Source organism: Pseudomonas sp. ADPe (genome assembly GCF_014843515.1).
Lineage (GTDB): Bacteria > Pseudomonadota > Gammaproteobacteria > Pseudomonadales > Pseudomonadaceae > Pseudomonas > Pseudomonas citronellolis.
In genome coordinates, this window is sequence record NZ_CP062122.1 from 5,998,571 (window position 1) to 6,011,568 (window position 12,998).

Consider the following 12,998-nt stretch of genomic DNA (forward strand, 5'->3'; position numbering starts at 1 on the left):
GGACAAGTTTTCTCGTAGAGAAAGACCAAGTGGAAGTCTGCTCGCTTTCGCGCGGGATGATGTCGCCTTGCGGCTCAATCCCTATCCGCCCCATTACAGAGCGGCATTCGCTTTCTCCACATTCCTCTACCCGCACCTCCAACAGCATTCCTTGCGGTCTGCCTGCCCCGAGGGGCAGAGATACGGGCTTACCGTGTTTCACTTGATTCACAAGGTCGGATTAGGTTGTGCCTTTTCGCCGGTAGCTATGAATGTCCGTGCATCCCCACTATTCAAAGGGATGTCCAGCTACAGCCCCATTTTGGGAAAGAGCCTGTCAGCATCTTTGGCTCTATCAGACGTGACGACGTTTATCAGCACTTCACTTGCGTTAACCATACCAACCAGCCTAGCGACCCAACCGCGTTGATGCTCGCAGTAGCAGGGTCAGCCTCGCGGCCTTCCCTTGGCTTGCGCCGGTCTACATTGTCTCGGTGGCTTCACACGCAGTCGTTACCAACCACGCATGCACCGATAGGCTACTGATGACGGAACATCAGGCTTCCTGCCGCCGAAGCGGTGAAGCAATGAATCAAGCGACTTCACGTCGCACGAACAGGTCGTCCCCATAGCCGCCCATCAGCGTGCCGGTCAGCAGCAAGGTCTTGCGAGCCTTCGCCGCCAGCACGCCCATGGCCTGGCCCTGGGCACTGCCACCGTTCTTGTACTCGTGGGCCTCGTCCGCGATGCACAAGTCGAACGTGCCTTGAGGCAGGTAGCGCTTGATGAACTCGGACGGCTGGTAGCCGCCTTCGCCGAAGCCGAACTCCATGTTCGCCATCGCTCTTTCCATGCGATGCGCCTGGCGGTCAGAGAAGACCAGTTCGCCATTGCCGTCCATGAGGTTGATGAACTCATGGATGTTGTCGCCCAGCATCGACGCCAGGAACCCGTCGCCGAACTTCTGCATCAGCTTCTGCGCGGTGACTTCCCCGATGGTCGGGATGCGCTTCAAGGCTTTCAGCACGGCCGAGGACTGGTCGCTGCCGGACAGGCTGCGCGGGCGGATCAGTGTCCACAGGGGTGCGGCGCAATGGCTGCACTTCCTGCGGTATTCCTCGGCTTGGAGCGCGACCGGGTTGACCGGCTCGCCGTCGAGGTCGGTGATGACCGTGCCGCAGTCCGGACACGCCGCCACGTTGCCATGGCGGGTACGCCGCTGGGTGAAGACAGGCTTCCAGTGGAACCCCATCCGCATCCTGACCCGGCCCAGGACAAAGAACTCCTGGCCCGTGGGCTGGACATTCAACTGCTCGCGCAGCTTGATGAGCTTGACGAGCGTGTCCGGCCCGTTGAGCACCCACACCTTGGCGCCTGCCACCGTCTCCTGGATCTCGCGCCGCCACTTGTAAACAAGGTGCGGCGGCGAAAGAACCAGGGTGCGGCGGTAGCCTTCGGCGTTGAGCACAGCGGCCGTGGCGATGCCGACGGTCGTCTTGCCGCAGCCCATTTCGCCATTGACGATCGCGGCGCGTTCGCCCCGATCGATCAGCAGCTCCGCGGCGGCGTGGACGACTTCGGCCTGGGCTTGGAAGAGCTTGCGCTTGAGGCTGGCGACGATGAGTTGCCGGTGCGCCTGCGGCTGGCCGTTATAGACCGGCGGGTTGGCGCTGTTGAGGGCGTCGAGCAGTTCGTCGCCGAACTCGCCGACGAAATCCTGAAGGCTCAGGGTCAGAGGGGAAGAATCCGCATCGAGCAGTTCGCCCTGGACGGGCGCGGCTTCAGCGGCAGTGGTTTCGAGATCGAGGGACATGGTGATGCTCCAATGAAAAATGGGGCATGCACCACCCCCAGCGGGGCAATGGCATGCCCCGCAGTGGGAAGGAAATCGGCGCTTGGCCGAGGTGGTCGAAATTGCCGGCCGTGGCGGCCTGCTGGTGAATCGTGCTCAGTCTTCGGACGGCAGCACGATGACGGTGGCGCTGCGCTGCACATCGGTGACGATGCGGATGGCCAGCCCCGGATGGATCACGTAGCGGGATTCCAGCGATGCACCGGATTGCAGTGCAGTGCTGTTGGCCTGCCATTGCTGGAGGTTGACGTCGCCCCAGTCGCCACGGGTGTGGCGCCTGAAGTACGGGATCGGGTTGAGGCGACCCGTGCGGACCAGGCGATCGATGCCTCTGCTGAAGATGAGCGCACCGACAGGAAACGCCAGCCTGTGGCAGTAGGTTTCAATGCGATGTGATGCCATGGGCTCCTCCTTGATGAGTCATTGAGCCACGACACCCCTGGCGGCGTGAAGTGGCTCCGGCAGGTGGATGAAGACGACGATGGTGCTGTCAGATCATGTCCCGTTCTTCGGGAAGCTGGATCACCGTGGTCTGGTGGTCCTCGCTGGTCTTGACGATCAACACCAGTTCGGGCGTGATCCTGAAGTGGGAGATCATCGGATCGTCCCCACGGATTGCGACATCGTTGGCTTGACGGGTGGCCTCATCGGTCTCGCCCCAGTCACCGCGCACATGGCGCTGGACAAGAGCCAAGGGGTCGATCAGGCCTTTGCGGGCCAGCCAATGCACCTTCTCGCTCAACTGCAACGTACCTGGTGCGAACAACGGTTGCGTCTGCGGCGCGGGCCGCTTGAACATGCTTGAGAACATGGGTGTTTCTCCTTCGAGGTAGTACAGCAGGACGGCAGCGCGTCCGGTGGATTAACGGATGGTCAGGACCTCGCCCCGTGTAGCGGAGCCGGGTGTCATGTCCCACGCGCGGATGACAGGTACGAACTTGTCGGTGAGGATGCGGGTCTCGGCGACGGAGCCGTCTTCGCGTTCGGTGAATTCCCTCTGGAGCGTTTTGTCCTTGTGGGTATCACCTTTGACGACAAGCACACGCCCGGTCTTGGAGCGCACAACGCCCGAGATCGCGCCCGCGGCCAGAGCCAGGGCGAGATGCCAGTGCGACAAGGCACGCGCTGGTGGACGCAGCGATTGCTGCGCAGCCCCCAAGTGCGTGTCCAACGATGGCCAGAGGCCTTGGAGCCTGCCCACCTCATCGGCGAACTGCTCCGGCTCCATCGTCACGCGGAAGAAATGCTCCGGCTCGGCCGGACTGGCGGGGACGATGTACGGCAGGAACGGCCATTCGCTCGGCAGCTCCTCGGCTTCGACTTCACCAAGCCCGACTTGCAGCAGCAGATTGCGCACGGCCTTGAGACCATCGGGTGCCAGCTCGCGCTGACGCACCCTGCGGCCGAAGATCACCACTTGCTTGAACTGCGTCTCCACCGCTCGGTAGATCCGCAGGTCCGTGTAGTGGCGCGTCAGCCAGCCGACCAGCTCGGCGTCGAGCACGTAGCCGGGGACGATGAAGACCAGCACGCCGCCGTACTGCAACAGCGACAGGCTGCGCTGGTAGAACAGCTTTTCGAGGCGGGCACGGCCCTGGCCCTGATAGCCGATGTTGCCGTTGACGTCCTTGGACAGATCGCCATACGGCGGGTTGAGCCAGAGCATCCCGAACGACTGCTTGGAGATCATCGTGTCCATCAGGTCCGCGTGCAGGCAGTGATCGACCAGGCCGCGGGCATGGCGTGCCCGTTCTGCGTCGAACTCGACGGCGAACGCCTTGGCCTGCTCGCGCCCGAGGGCATGAGCGGCTTCGGCGATCGCCACGCCTTCGCCGGCGCAGGGATCGAGGATGCACATCGGGCCATCGCTGGGCATCAGTGCGTTGAGGGCTCTTTCGAGCGTGGGTTCATCGGTCGGGTAATACCCGTTCTTGGCGAAATTGCGGGCGAGCCGCGGGAACATGAGGGCCATGAAAGTCTCCTTGTTGGCGGGGATGAAGTGCGAAAGCACGCCTTGGCGTGCTCTCGCGGGTGGGTCAAGCCGCTACCGCTTCCGGCGTCCAAATCTTGGCCGGATAGGGATAGGCGGTGAGCACGTCACTGCGGATCAGGGAGCCCAGCGCCAGGGTCAGCGCCGGCACGTCGATGGCGAGCCGATGGCCTTCCAGCGGCCCGAGGGCGAACGGAAGACGGGCCAGCATCTCGCGGGTCTGTAACAGCTCCAGCACGGTTTCGCGCCAGTGGTCGAGCAGCGGTAGTGGGCAGGTGTCCCGTACCAGCATCCACAGGCGGTCAAGCCGGTGGGCGCTGCCCTTGGGCAGCAATGCCAGTGCGCTGGCGTTGGCCTTGTCGGGCTTGACGCAGCGGCGGTCGAACAGCCACACGTTGGACAGCGAACCGAACAGCGTTCGCCGGTAGGCGCGGGTCATGCGCTTCTCCAGGCGATCGACGTTGCTGACGAACACCGGGACGCTGCCGCCCTGGTCGGTGATGACGTGGAACTGGTCCAGGCCCTGTTCGTCGCGCCCGAGGGTCAGACGAGCGAGGAACTGCTGGACGGCGGTGTCGCGCGCCCAGATCGACAGGAAGATCAGATTGCCCAGGTCATCGCCGACGCAAGCGTCGGCCATCACGTCGGAGCATTCGTCGATCCGATACAGCTTGGTGGAAGAAGTGTTTGCGGGCATGGTGGTGTCCTCGGATGAACGGGAACAGCACCGCCCGCTGGGGCAAGTACTGCCCCAGGGGGTAGAAGAAAACCGCTCAGTCCGGCTCGAACTGCCGGGTGTGCGGGTTGAAGTGAAGTGCCTCGTCCACCGCGGTAATCGGCGTGAAGCCGTCCAGGTAGATGTTGTTGAGGTACTGGTCGCGGTAGGTCAGTGCCTGCCGCGCCTGTTCCTCGGTGAGGCCGTTGCTGATGAAGTACTCCAGCATTTCCTCGTCGGAAGAAACTTCGTCGTTGGACAAACTCCCTTCAACGAGCTTCAGCAGCGAGGGCGGGAGCGCAGCCAGGATCGGGTCCATGTCGGTTCCTCCTGGCTCAGGCCATCAGCGCTGCGGTGGGTGCCGCAGGTGCCGTGGGTGTGCGCCGCCGCGCGTGGTAGGCGCGAACGCCTGCACGCCAGTCGGCGGATTGCTCTGGTGCGAGATCCAGATAGGACAGCGGGCACGTGTAGTAGTACGGGTGCATGGACTCGTCCAGCGGCTTGTAGCCCCACTGGTTGCCGCTGCGTTCGAGCAGATCGCAACGGATGTAGCGCAGGGATTGGCCCGGCGCCAGATGACGATGCACGCCTTCGACCTTGGCCGTCACTTCCGCGACGGACCAGAGGACGTTGCCGCGCAGCGCGTGGGCGATGACCTTGACGCTGGCGCGCTCGGTCTCCTGCGGTGCGATCAGTTCCGCGATCAGTTCAGACCGCGATTGGGGGGAGAAATACCAACCCATGAAAAGCCTCCTGAAGAATCGAGCCGGAGGCCTCCCCGTGGGGGAGAGCCCCCAGCGGGTGATGGAATGCCGCAGATGCGGCGTCTGCGATCACGCAGGTTGCAGTTCGGCCTGGCGGCTCCACTCCTGCGTCTTGAAGTCCAACGCATAGCCCATCTCGCCTAGGCGGGCGATCTGCGCGCGCAGGGCACGACGGTCGATGGTCGAATCCAGTTTCACGGATTCGCCCAGCGGCCAGAGCAGCCCGAACAGCGCAGCGTCGCCATCTTCGGTGTTGCCGGGGGCAGCAGCCGCAGCGGGCGTCGGCGCATCCACGCCGAAGGGCGTGGTATCGACCAGCGGGTCCGCGGACGCCTGCACGGGTGCGGGCTTGGCGGGTCTGGATGCCTTGGCGGGCTTGGCCGGCGTTGCCGCAGGCTGCGCGCCCAGTTCTTCATCGAGCGGATCGACCTCCTGGCTGGCGAAGCTGCGAGCTTCGTCACGACTCAGTTTGTCGATGCCGTTGAGCGTCATTCCGTCGAGATTGGCGCGGACTTCAAACCTTGCGCCACCGGCGACTGGATAGGACTTGGCGAAGATGTAGCGGATGACGAATTCCCCGTCGTATTTGCCTTCGGGGTACTGTTCGAGTTCCGCATCCTTGACGGCGAACTCGCCGATGGGAGTGGTCAGGCGACCGACCGTGAACGGGCCGTTCTTGCCGCGGATGGTCCGCAACGTGAGCTGGCCGGGGACGACGATGGGAAGGACTGATCTCGTGGGTGCCGATGTGACTGCCATGATGGTTCTCCTTGAGGAATAGGAAAACGGCAAGGCCCCGTCAGGGGCCATGCCGGATCAGAACGAAGCAGCCAATGCCGGCTCATGTTCCTCGACTTCACCTGCAGGCTCGCGCTCGGCGGGCTCGACAGACTGGTCGGCAGCGGTGTCGGCGGCAACCTCGGCTTCGGACGCGGATGCGTCCTCGGCCTGCGGCGCCTCGGCTTGCGCCTGGCTCGTCGGATAAACCTGGGTGCCATCGATCTTGATGAAACCGATGTGGACCAACGTCGATTCCAGGCTCGCTCCCGGTTCCCCTGCGCGCTCGCCCTTGGTGCGGATGTACGGATCGATCTTCATGTCGTTCAACTTGAAGGCGATCAGCACTTTGCGATCCCCTTCGATGGCCTGTACGCACCGGCGGACCAGGTGCTCGGCTTCAGGGGTGGCGACGATGGTGTCGAAGTACCGGTATTCCGGTTCACCGACAGGCCCGGCCAGTGCCGCGATGCAGCACGACAGGAACGGATCGCCATCCTTGGGGGTGACGTCCTTCGGACGGCTGAGATAACCGATACCGCGAGTGATCAGCTCGTGCTGCTCGATCAAAGCCAGTTCGGCCCGGTCAAGCGGCTCGGCCTTGAGCAGTCGCGCCTTGAGGGACGCGGCGGCCTGGCCCTTGTGCTCACCCTTGTCACGGATATAGGCATCGCCCCAGAGGTCTCCGAGGCGAAAACGCACCAGCGGGCGCTGCTTGGGATCGTCAACGCCGATATAGCGCTCGACCAATTTCTTGGCCTCGGCACCCGAGACCTTGACGTCGAAGTAGCGGTAGCTGGGGTCCTTGGCAGAACCGACCAATGCGGCGATGGTGCATGCCAGGAAGGGCTGCGCGCGGCGGCCGCCCCGGACGGGAACCTCGCGGGCACGCTGGATATAGCCGATGCCCGAGGTGTGGAGGTCGAAATACGATTTCTCGTTGGACGTGGTGCTCATGGTGAATCTCCATTGGGATGAAGCGGAGACACACCGGCCCACGCATGCGGGGAAAGGTGCGTAACCCCGCGGTGGGTTGATAAGGCGAAAGCATCCGCCACCAGGACTGGTGGCCGCTCGCGGATGGATGCGGTGCGAGCTGGCTCGGTCACGCAGTGGGAACTGCGCGGCAACCTCGAAGACCGATGGTTGCCTGGCATGTCGCTGACAACGTCAGCAGGCATGGGGGCAGCATGTCCGGGCCTCGCGCGTGCGGCAGCAATCAATCGGCATCCAGGCGTTCCCCTTTCTGCTTTCTGGTCAGTCGCCGCAGAAGCAGGCGATCGATTCCTCGGCAGTGTCGAACAGGTCGCCCTGGTCGGCGGCGAAGCGCGCCAGGTCGGCGTAGCTGGGGCCGTCGGCGCGGAAGCGGGCGCCGCTGGGCTTGCTCGCCAGGTGCAGCGACTCCATGCGAATCCACCACACGGCGACCTCGGGCCGGGCCTTGATGAGGGCCAGGCGCTGCCCGCGTGGTTTCAAGAAGCACAAGTCGCAGTTGCCCTCAAGCGTGCGCCCGTTCACCGTCAGCAGATCAAGGTCGAACGGCTGCGCCTGCCAGAAGGCGCCCACATCGCGCACGGTGATGCCGGCATCTGCCAGCGGCATGCACATGGTTTCGTGGGTCGATTCGGTGGAATGCCCGCGCGCGCGAATCTTGGCGACGCGGCGCTGCTCGTCGGCGCGAATGCCGATCATCTGGTCCCAGTCCGTCCACCCCAGATGCCGCAGGTAGCGGTGCATCGGGCGGATTTTCAGACTGGTCGTGCAGCCGCGCGCGACGGGATTGGGCAGGTACTGGCGCTTGCGGATCAGCGCCTCGAACGGCTCGCCCTGGCGGCTGGCCCGATCGAAGTCCACCAGCGTGAAGCCTGGCTCCGTGGGCAGATATTCCAGCCAGCGTATCGGCACTTGCCAGTGCTCGGCGCAGTCGCGCACGAAGCGCAGCGTCGCTCCCACCTCCTTGCCGGTGTTGGCGAAGCAGACCACGGTGTCGGCAGGTAGGCCGCCATTGGCCTGCAACACGCGCCAGAGCATGTAGGCGCTGGTGCGCCCGCCCGAGAAGCTGATGCAGGTCGGTTGGGTGATCTTGAACGGGTCGTGCATGCGGTCGTCTCCGTAGGCATGTCGGCTGGCTGCCGACGCGGCGGGCCATGGCGGCCGGAGACGAGCGCGCACGCGGCGATGGCCGCGGTGCTGGAAAAAGGAAGCCCCCAAGAAGGGGGCCGTGAGGGGATGGTGGTAGTCGTTGCGCTACACCGATGGCACCACCTCCAGCGACAGGTGCGTGGTGGTGGCGGTCAGTATCAAATCATCCGTGCCGTGCAGAATGCGTGCGAAGACACCGTCCTTCGGGTCGAAGATTTCGCCGAAGTCGTCGCCACCCAGCTCGGCGCGCGCCAGTTCCCACCAGTCGTCAAACGGGTCGGTATCCGGGTTGCAGCCGACGGCATAGGCCAGCAGCTTCACGCGGCCATCGGGACGGCGCTCTCCCTGCTCGGCGAGGAAGTACACGCCCTGGTCCTTGGCGAGGACGACGCGGCATTGGTTGGCAACAGCCTCGGCCAGCACGGGGCGCAGGTTGGAACCTTTGAATCGCAGTGACATGGTTGATCTCCTGAAGAAAAAGGCCCTCCACCCGAGTGGATGGAAGGCCTATGGGGGCAAGTCGCCGGTTGGCTGCGATCAGCCGTAGCGCCGCTTGGTTGCCTTGGCGTCGATGACGCTCACGTCGATCAGGCGCCAGTGCCCGTCGTCGATGAGCCGCTCCAGCACTTCACCGAGCATGTCGAAATACACCTCGTCATGCCGATCGACCAGCTCGCCGTCGCGGTGCAGCTCCACCACGTAGGTGTCGCCGCCGCGGTCATAGAGGATCGTCACCTGGCCCTCGAACTTCGCGGTCGAAACCGTGAAGCTGATAGCCGGGGGCGTCTCGATGATCTTGGACGGCTTCGGATCGACCCAGGTGAAGTCGCGGGCACCCGCATCGACCAGCATGTGGGTGATGCGCCGGAACCCGTCGGGAGCCGGCATTTCCTCCAACTGCTGGATGAGCTGCCCCAGTTCCATGCACTGCGGCTCGGGGATGGGCAGCTTGGCAGGCGCGGAGCCGAGGATGTGCCTGGTGATGGTGTAGGGAACACCGTCGGCGGTCTTCTCGGTGACCACTTCCGGGGTGTCCGCGCGCAGGCCGTCGAAGCGGCGGCGGGCATACGGTTGGACATGAACCTTGGCGCCTTCGCTGGGAACGGAAGTGACCAGGATGGGATCGAGCACCGCGAACTCGCTGGGCTTGAGCTTGACGACGATGGCGTCGTCGTTGGCCGCGACCACCTTGCCGTCGAAGGGCTGGGGATCTATGGCGAAGCCCAGCGTCGAGGACTGCGGCTGATCATCGAACACGCGATACTTGAACGACCGCACGTTGCGGGGCACATGGCCTGCGACAAGCGAAGGCATCATGGATTTGATGAGTGAACGGTCCATGGGAATCTCCTTGAGGAAGAACAAGGGATTCCCCGCCCACAAGGGAGAAGTCCCTTGTGGGTGGATGGACGCGGTGCGTCCGTAGGAAGAAACGACCAGCACGGTTTCCCGCGCTTGCAGCCTCGAAGGTCTCGGCTGCCTGGGCATGTGTCGGCAACACCGACGAACACGGGGCAAGGATGGCGCTTGAGCCAGCCGCCTGCCCGCTTGAAACGGCTTCGCATCGCACCCGCTTTTTTGCGCCGCGAGCGAGAAAGTTCCGGTATCAAGTCCTTCGCTCAACCTGTCGCGCTATCCGAACCGAAGAACGGATAGCGTCACGCGCTTTCGCGTCTGAGAGAAATGGTGCACGCGCTCGATGGTGGCGACACCTGGCTTCTCGTGCCGGCACGGTTGTGCAACAAGCTAAAGGTGCGGTTTGAGCCACCACCAGGCTGCGGCACCCACGCTCAGCCATATCAACACGATGAGCACCATCCCGAACGGGCTCCTGGGCTTGGTGCCGTTGGCTTGCATCCAGGCATCCGCCTGATCGCGGCACTCCGCAAGGACTTCCGGTGGCAGCAGCTTGACGGCCAGCCAGATCAAGGCGGGCAACAACAGCATGTCATCCACATAACCCAACACGGGAATGAAGTCCGGAATCAAGTCGATGGGACTCAGCGCATAGGCCACCACAAAGACCCCGAGGGCTTTGGCGTACCAGCGCGTGCCGGGATGCTTGCCCGCGAACCACAGCGTGACGCCATCGCGCTTGATCCGCTTGGCCCAGGTTTTCAGGGACGTGCCGATACTCATGCGGCCTGCCGCTGCACCTCGACCGTGACATGCGACAGCTCGTGGATGTGCGCCAACAGCGCCTTGTAGTGCCCGGGCTCCTGCGGTTCCCGGGCGATCAGCGAAACGATGGCCGCGAAATGACCCGGCCCGACCTGCCACACGTGCAGGTCAGTGACTTGGCTTCCCGTAGGTGCCATCGCTTCCCGGATCTCCTGCCGCACTTCCTCGCCTTCGGCAGCGGCATCGAGCAGCACGCTACCGGAATTCTGAATCAGCCCCCAGGACCAGCGAGCAATCACCAGCGCGCCAACCGCGCCCATGGCCGGATCGGCCCAGAGCCAGCCGTAGCTGCGGCCGACCAGCAGTGCCACGATAGCCAGCACGGAGGTCAGCGCATCGGCCAGGACGTGGATGTACGCGGCGCGCAGATTGTTGTCGCGGCTGTTGCCATGTGCATGATGATCATCGTGCTCGTGATCATGGCCATGATCATGGTGGTGGTGATGGCCGTGGTGGTGGCCATGATGCGCATGGTCGTCTTTCAGCAGCCAGGCGCAGATCAGATTGATGACCAGGCCCACGGCAGCCACGGCGATCGCCTGATTGAAATCAATGTGGATCGGCTGAGTCAGCCGCACCAGACTTTCCCAGGCGATCAGCAGCCCGATCAAGGCCAGGACGATCGCGCTGGCAAAGCCAGCCAAATCGCCGAGCTTGCCGGTGCCGAAGGTAAAGCGCGGATTGCCCACATGCTTGCGCGCGAAGCGGTAGGCCAACGCAGTGATCAGCATCGCGCCCGCGTGGGTGGACATGTGCCAGCCATCAGCCACCAGTGCCATCGATCCGTAGATCGTGCCAGCAATTATTTCCACCAGCATCATGCTGGCCGTCAGCACAATCACCAGCCACACCTTGCGCTCGTTGCGCTGGTGGTCAGTACCCAGGAAGAAATGATCGTGCGCGGATGCGACGAGTGGGGTGGTCGTGGCGCTGGTCATGGGTGGTTTCCTGAAAAAGGCTATGCGGGCGACAGCTTCATTTCATGTAAGCCCGGATGACTTCGATCATTTCCTCGCCGCCCTGGTGGCGCTCCTTGTCGTCTGGCGGCGCCAGGACGTGCTCACGCAGGTGGTCTTCCATCACTTCGGCGGTCAGGCCGCTGACCGCGCCGCGCACGGAGGCGATCTGGCGCAGCACCTCGACACAGGCCGCGTCCGCTTCTAGGGCGCGTTCGATGCCTTCGATCTGGCCCTTGATACGGCGGACTCGCGCGATCAACTTGGCTTTTTCACGGGCGGTATGAGACATGGCAAAGTGCAATCAATATAGTCTAGGGGACTATATTAAACGAACGCAACCAAAGACTGAAGTGTGGCTCTGGAAAAGCCGGCGTACCGGAACACACAGCTATCGCTGAGGTTTGCCGGGCATCTTCATTTCCAGCAGTGCGTCCGCGCCGGGCGCGCACAAAGAAAAGCCCCTCGAAAGGGGCTGGATGGGTCAGGCTTCGTACACGAAATAGTGTTCGCGCTGACGCGGGAAGAACACGTGCTTCCACGTGTCGCCGCTGGTGTTTCCACCGTCGAAGACGACCATTTCATAGTCGTTCATGTCGGTATCCACCAGATCGGCGCTGGCGATGTGACGCATGTGCAGCGTGCCGTGCGTGCGCTCGAATACCAGGATCTGGCCGATGGCGTCTTCCTGGCTCATGGCCTTGACGCAGGCTCCGAGCTGGTGCTCGAAGTCGGGTGCGCGCGAGATGAGGTCGGGGAACATGAGGTTGCTCCTATGAAATGGACCAGCCCGGCTCCTGGGGGAGACGGGCTGGCATGGGGAAACAATGAGGAAGGCCGGCGTGTCGCGCGGCTGCTAGGACTCGGCCAGCGGCAGGCCCGGCAGCGCGGGTGCGTCGGCATCGAGGATGAGGATGCGTACATCGGCCTGGCCAGCCAGTTCAAGGATGTTCGCCAGGTCGTCCGGCATGCCCTTGTTCTGGTGCTCCTGTCGAAGCTGCTCGGCGGTGATGCCCTCGGCGTGCTCCAGGTTCTGGTCCGTCCAGGGTGTGGAGATCAGCTTGATGCCGATCGCCGGGCTGTACGGCACACGGAAGGCGATGAACAGCATGGCCTCCGGCGTGGCGAGGTCCGCCAAGTTGGCAAGGTAGTGCCAGGTATCGACCGTGATGTGCTCACGGGTGATCTCCCAGCAACGGCTGTAGTAGCCGGTCTCGAAACTTAGGCGCTGCATCACTTCCCGCGCGGCCTCGGCCGAATAGGCGTCACCGACGTGGACTGGGCGGCCGTCGAAGTCCTCGCCATGGATGGCATAGACCACGGCGCCGATTACACCGTCGCCGCTGACACCTTCACTGGCATCGCATTCGGCCAGTACCTTGGCGCTCACGCCTTCGGGGCCATTGCAGACCACGGCGAAATCGTTGGCGACGATGCAGGACGATGAAACCAATTCCTCGTCGGAGAGGTGCTCTTGGCTCGCGTGGATGTTTCGCCAGACATGCGGGCTTCCGTCCTCGTAGCTGATGGACAGCGTGCGGACGATTTTCAGATTCCAGTAGCCACGGAGAAAGGGATTGGGTTTCTGGGACATGGGAACTCTCCAGATTGAATAATGGAGCCAATTCCCGCCACCGGGAAC

The 12,998-nt window shown here is 63.4% G+C and carries 16 protein-coding genes and 1 pseudogene; all 17 read right to left on the bottom strand.

The window, feature by feature from the left end; translation table 11 throughout:
• Positions 1-592 precede the first annotated feature (592 nt).
• Positions 593-1,792: pseudogene (locus IG194_RS27150) on the bottom strand (DEAD/DEAH box helicase); the annotation flags it as partial.
• 135 nt (positions 1,793-1,927) lie between these two features.
• Positions 1,928-2,233, bottom strand: coding sequence for a hypothetical protein (locus IG194_RS27155; protein WP_058489310.1), 306 nt, complete (start codon positions 2,231-2,233; stop codon positions 1,928-1,930).
• 88 nt (positions 2,234-2,321) lie between these two features.
• Complete coding sequence (locus IG194_RS27160; RefSeq protein WP_058489311.1) at positions 2,322-2,642, bottom strand: hypothetical protein; 321 nt, start codon at positions 2,640-2,642, stop codon at positions 2,322-2,324.
• A 51-nt stretch (positions 2,643-2,693) separates the two neighbouring features.
• Positions 2,694-3,827, bottom strand: a complete 1,134-nt coding sequence (locus IG194_RS27165; protein ID WP_263866498.1) for a DUF6094 domain-containing protein — start codon at positions 3,825-3,827, stop codon at positions 2,694-2,696.
• A gap of 40 nt (positions 3,828-3,867) precedes the next feature.
• Positions 3,868-4,518, bottom strand: coding sequence for a hypothetical protein (locus IG194_RS27170; protein ID WP_058489313.1), 651 nt, complete (start codon positions 4,516-4,518; stop codon positions 3,868-3,870).
• A 76-nt stretch (positions 4,519-4,594) separates the two neighbouring features.
• Positions 4,595-4,855: a hypothetical protein gene (locus IG194_RS27175; protein WP_058489314.1), complete on the bottom strand. Its 261-nt coding sequence runs from the start codon at positions 4,853-4,855 to the stop codon at positions 4,595-4,597.
• Positions 4,856-4,871: 16 nt separating this feature from the next.
• Positions 4,872-5,279 (bottom strand): hypothetical protein, encoded by a 408-nt coding sequence (locus IG194_RS27180; protein ID WP_058489315.1) that lies wholly within the window; start codon positions 5,277-5,279, stop codon positions 4,872-4,874.
• Between the two features lie 90 nt (positions 5,280-5,369).
• Positions 5,370-6,059: a DUF3275 family protein gene (locus IG194_RS27185; protein ID WP_058489316.1), complete on the bottom strand. Its 690-nt coding sequence runs from the start codon at positions 6,057-6,059 to the stop codon at positions 5,370-5,372.
• 57 nt (positions 6,060-6,116) lie between these two features.
• The gene (locus IG194_RS27190; RefSeq protein ID WP_058489317.1) at positions 6,117-7,034 is read right to left on the bottom strand and encodes a DUF3577 domain-containing protein; all 918 of its coding nucleotides are present in this window, start codon (positions 7,032-7,034) and stop codon (positions 6,117-6,119) included.
• 300 nt (positions 7,035-7,334) lie between these two features.
• Positions 7,335-8,177 carry a phosphoadenosine phosphosulfate reductase family protein gene (locus IG194_RS27195; protein ID WP_058489318.1) on the bottom strand — a complete coding sequence of 281 codons (843 nt, stop codon included), beginning with the start codon at positions 8,175-8,177 and terminating at the stop codon, positions 7,335-7,337.
• Positions 8,178-8,324: 147 nt separating this feature from the next.
• Positions 8,325-8,678 carry a DUF3085 domain-containing protein gene (locus tag IG194_RS27200; protein WP_058489319.1) on the bottom strand — a complete coding sequence of 118 codons (354 nt, stop codon included), beginning with the start codon at positions 8,676-8,678 and terminating at the stop codon, positions 8,325-8,327.
• A 78-nt stretch (positions 8,679-8,756) separates the two neighbouring features.
• Positions 8,757-9,560, bottom strand: coding sequence for a hypothetical protein (locus IG194_RS27205; RefSeq protein WP_058489320.1), 804 nt, complete (start codon positions 9,558-9,560; stop codon positions 8,757-8,759).
• Positions 9,561-9,965: 405 nt separating this feature from the next.
• Entirely contained in the window at positions 9,966-10,358 is a 393-nt protein-coding gene (locus IG194_RS27210) for a YkvA family protein (RefSeq protein ID WP_058489321.1), read from the bottom strand.
• Positions 10,355-11,338 carry a CDF family Co(II)/Ni(II) efflux transporter DmeF gene (gene dmeF, locus IG194_RS27215; RefSeq protein ID WP_058489322.1) on the bottom strand — a complete coding sequence of 328 codons (984 nt, stop codon included), beginning with the start codon at positions 11,336-11,338 and terminating at the stop codon, positions 10,355-10,357. Before dmeF ends, IG194_RS27210 begins: the two co-directional genes overlap by 4 nt.
• A gap of 37 nt (positions 11,339-11,375) precedes the next feature.
• On the bottom strand, positions 11,376-11,648 hold the full coding sequence (locus IG194_RS27220) for a metal/formaldehyde-sensitive transcriptional repressor (protein ID WP_058489323.1): 273 nt from the start codon (positions 11,646-11,648) through the stop codon (positions 11,376-11,378).
• Between the two features lie 192 nt (positions 11,649-11,840).
• Positions 11,841-12,119 carry a hypothetical protein gene (locus tag IG194_RS27225; protein WP_058489324.1) on the bottom strand — a complete coding sequence of 93 codons (279 nt, stop codon included), beginning with the start codon at positions 12,117-12,119 and terminating at the stop codon, positions 11,841-11,843.
• A gap of 93 nt (positions 12,120-12,212) precedes the next feature.
• Positions 12,213-12,950, bottom strand: a complete 738-nt coding sequence (locus tag IG194_RS27230) for a hypothetical protein (RefSeq protein WP_058489325.1) — start codon at positions 12,948-12,950, stop codon at positions 12,213-12,215.
• Positions 12,951-12,998: the final 48 nt, after the last annotated feature.

Coding starts and splice junctions, on each gene's coding strand:
- IG194_RS27155 (WP_058489310.1), bottom strand. CDS start 2,233: ATGGCATCACATCGCATTGAAACCTACTGCCACAGGCTGGCGTTTCCT.
- IG194_RS27160 (WP_058489311.1), bottom strand. CDS start 2,642: ATGTTCTCAAGCATGTTCAAGCGGCCCGCGCCGCAGACGCAACCGTTG.
- IG194_RS27170 (WP_058489313.1), bottom strand. CDS start 4,518: ATGCCCGCAAACACTTCTTCCACCAAGCTGTATCGGATCGACGAATGC.
- IG194_RS27175 (WP_058489314.1), bottom strand. CDS start 4,855: ATGGACCCGATCCTGGCTGCGCTCCCGCCCTCGCTGCTGAAGCTCGTT.
- IG194_RS27180 (WP_058489315.1), bottom strand. CDS start 5,279: ATGGGTTGGTATTTCTCCCCCCAATCGCGGTCTGAACTGATCGCGGAA.
- IG194_RS27185 (WP_058489316.1), bottom strand. CDS start 6,059: ATGGCAGTCACATCGGCACCCACGAGATCAGTCCTTCCCATCGTCGTC.
- IG194_RS27190 (WP_058489317.1), bottom strand. CDS start 7,034: ATGAGCACCACGTCCAACGAGAAATCGTATTTCGACCTCCACACCTCG.
- IG194_RS27195 (WP_058489318.1), bottom strand. CDS start 8,177: ATGCACGACCCGTTCAAGATCACCCAACCGACCTGCATCAGCTTCTCG.
- IG194_RS27200 (WP_058489319.1), bottom strand. CDS start 8,678: ATGTCACTGCGATTCAAAGGTTCCAACCTGCGCCCCGTGCTGGCCGAG.
- IG194_RS27205 (WP_058489320.1), bottom strand. CDS start 9,560: ATGGACCGTTCACTCATCAAATCCATGATGCCTTCGCTTGTCGCAGGC.
- IG194_RS27210 (WP_058489321.1), bottom strand. CDS start 10,358: ATGAGTATCGGCACGTCCCTGAAAACCTGGGCCAAGCGGATCAAGCGC.
- dmeF (WP_058489322.1), bottom strand. CDS start 11,338: ATGACCAGCGCCACGACCACCCCACTCGTCGCATCCGCGCACGATCAT.
- IG194_RS27220 (WP_058489323.1), bottom strand. CDS start 11,648: ATGTCTCATACCGCCCGTGAAAAAGCCAAGTTGATCGCGCGAGTCCGC.
- IG194_RS27225 (WP_058489324.1), bottom strand. CDS start 12,119: ATGTTCCCCGACCTCATCTCGCGCGCACCCGACTTCGAGCACCAGCTC.
- IG194_RS27230 (WP_058489325.1), bottom strand. CDS start 12,950: ATGTCCCAGAAACCCAATCCCTTTCTCCGTGGCTACTGGAATCTGAAA.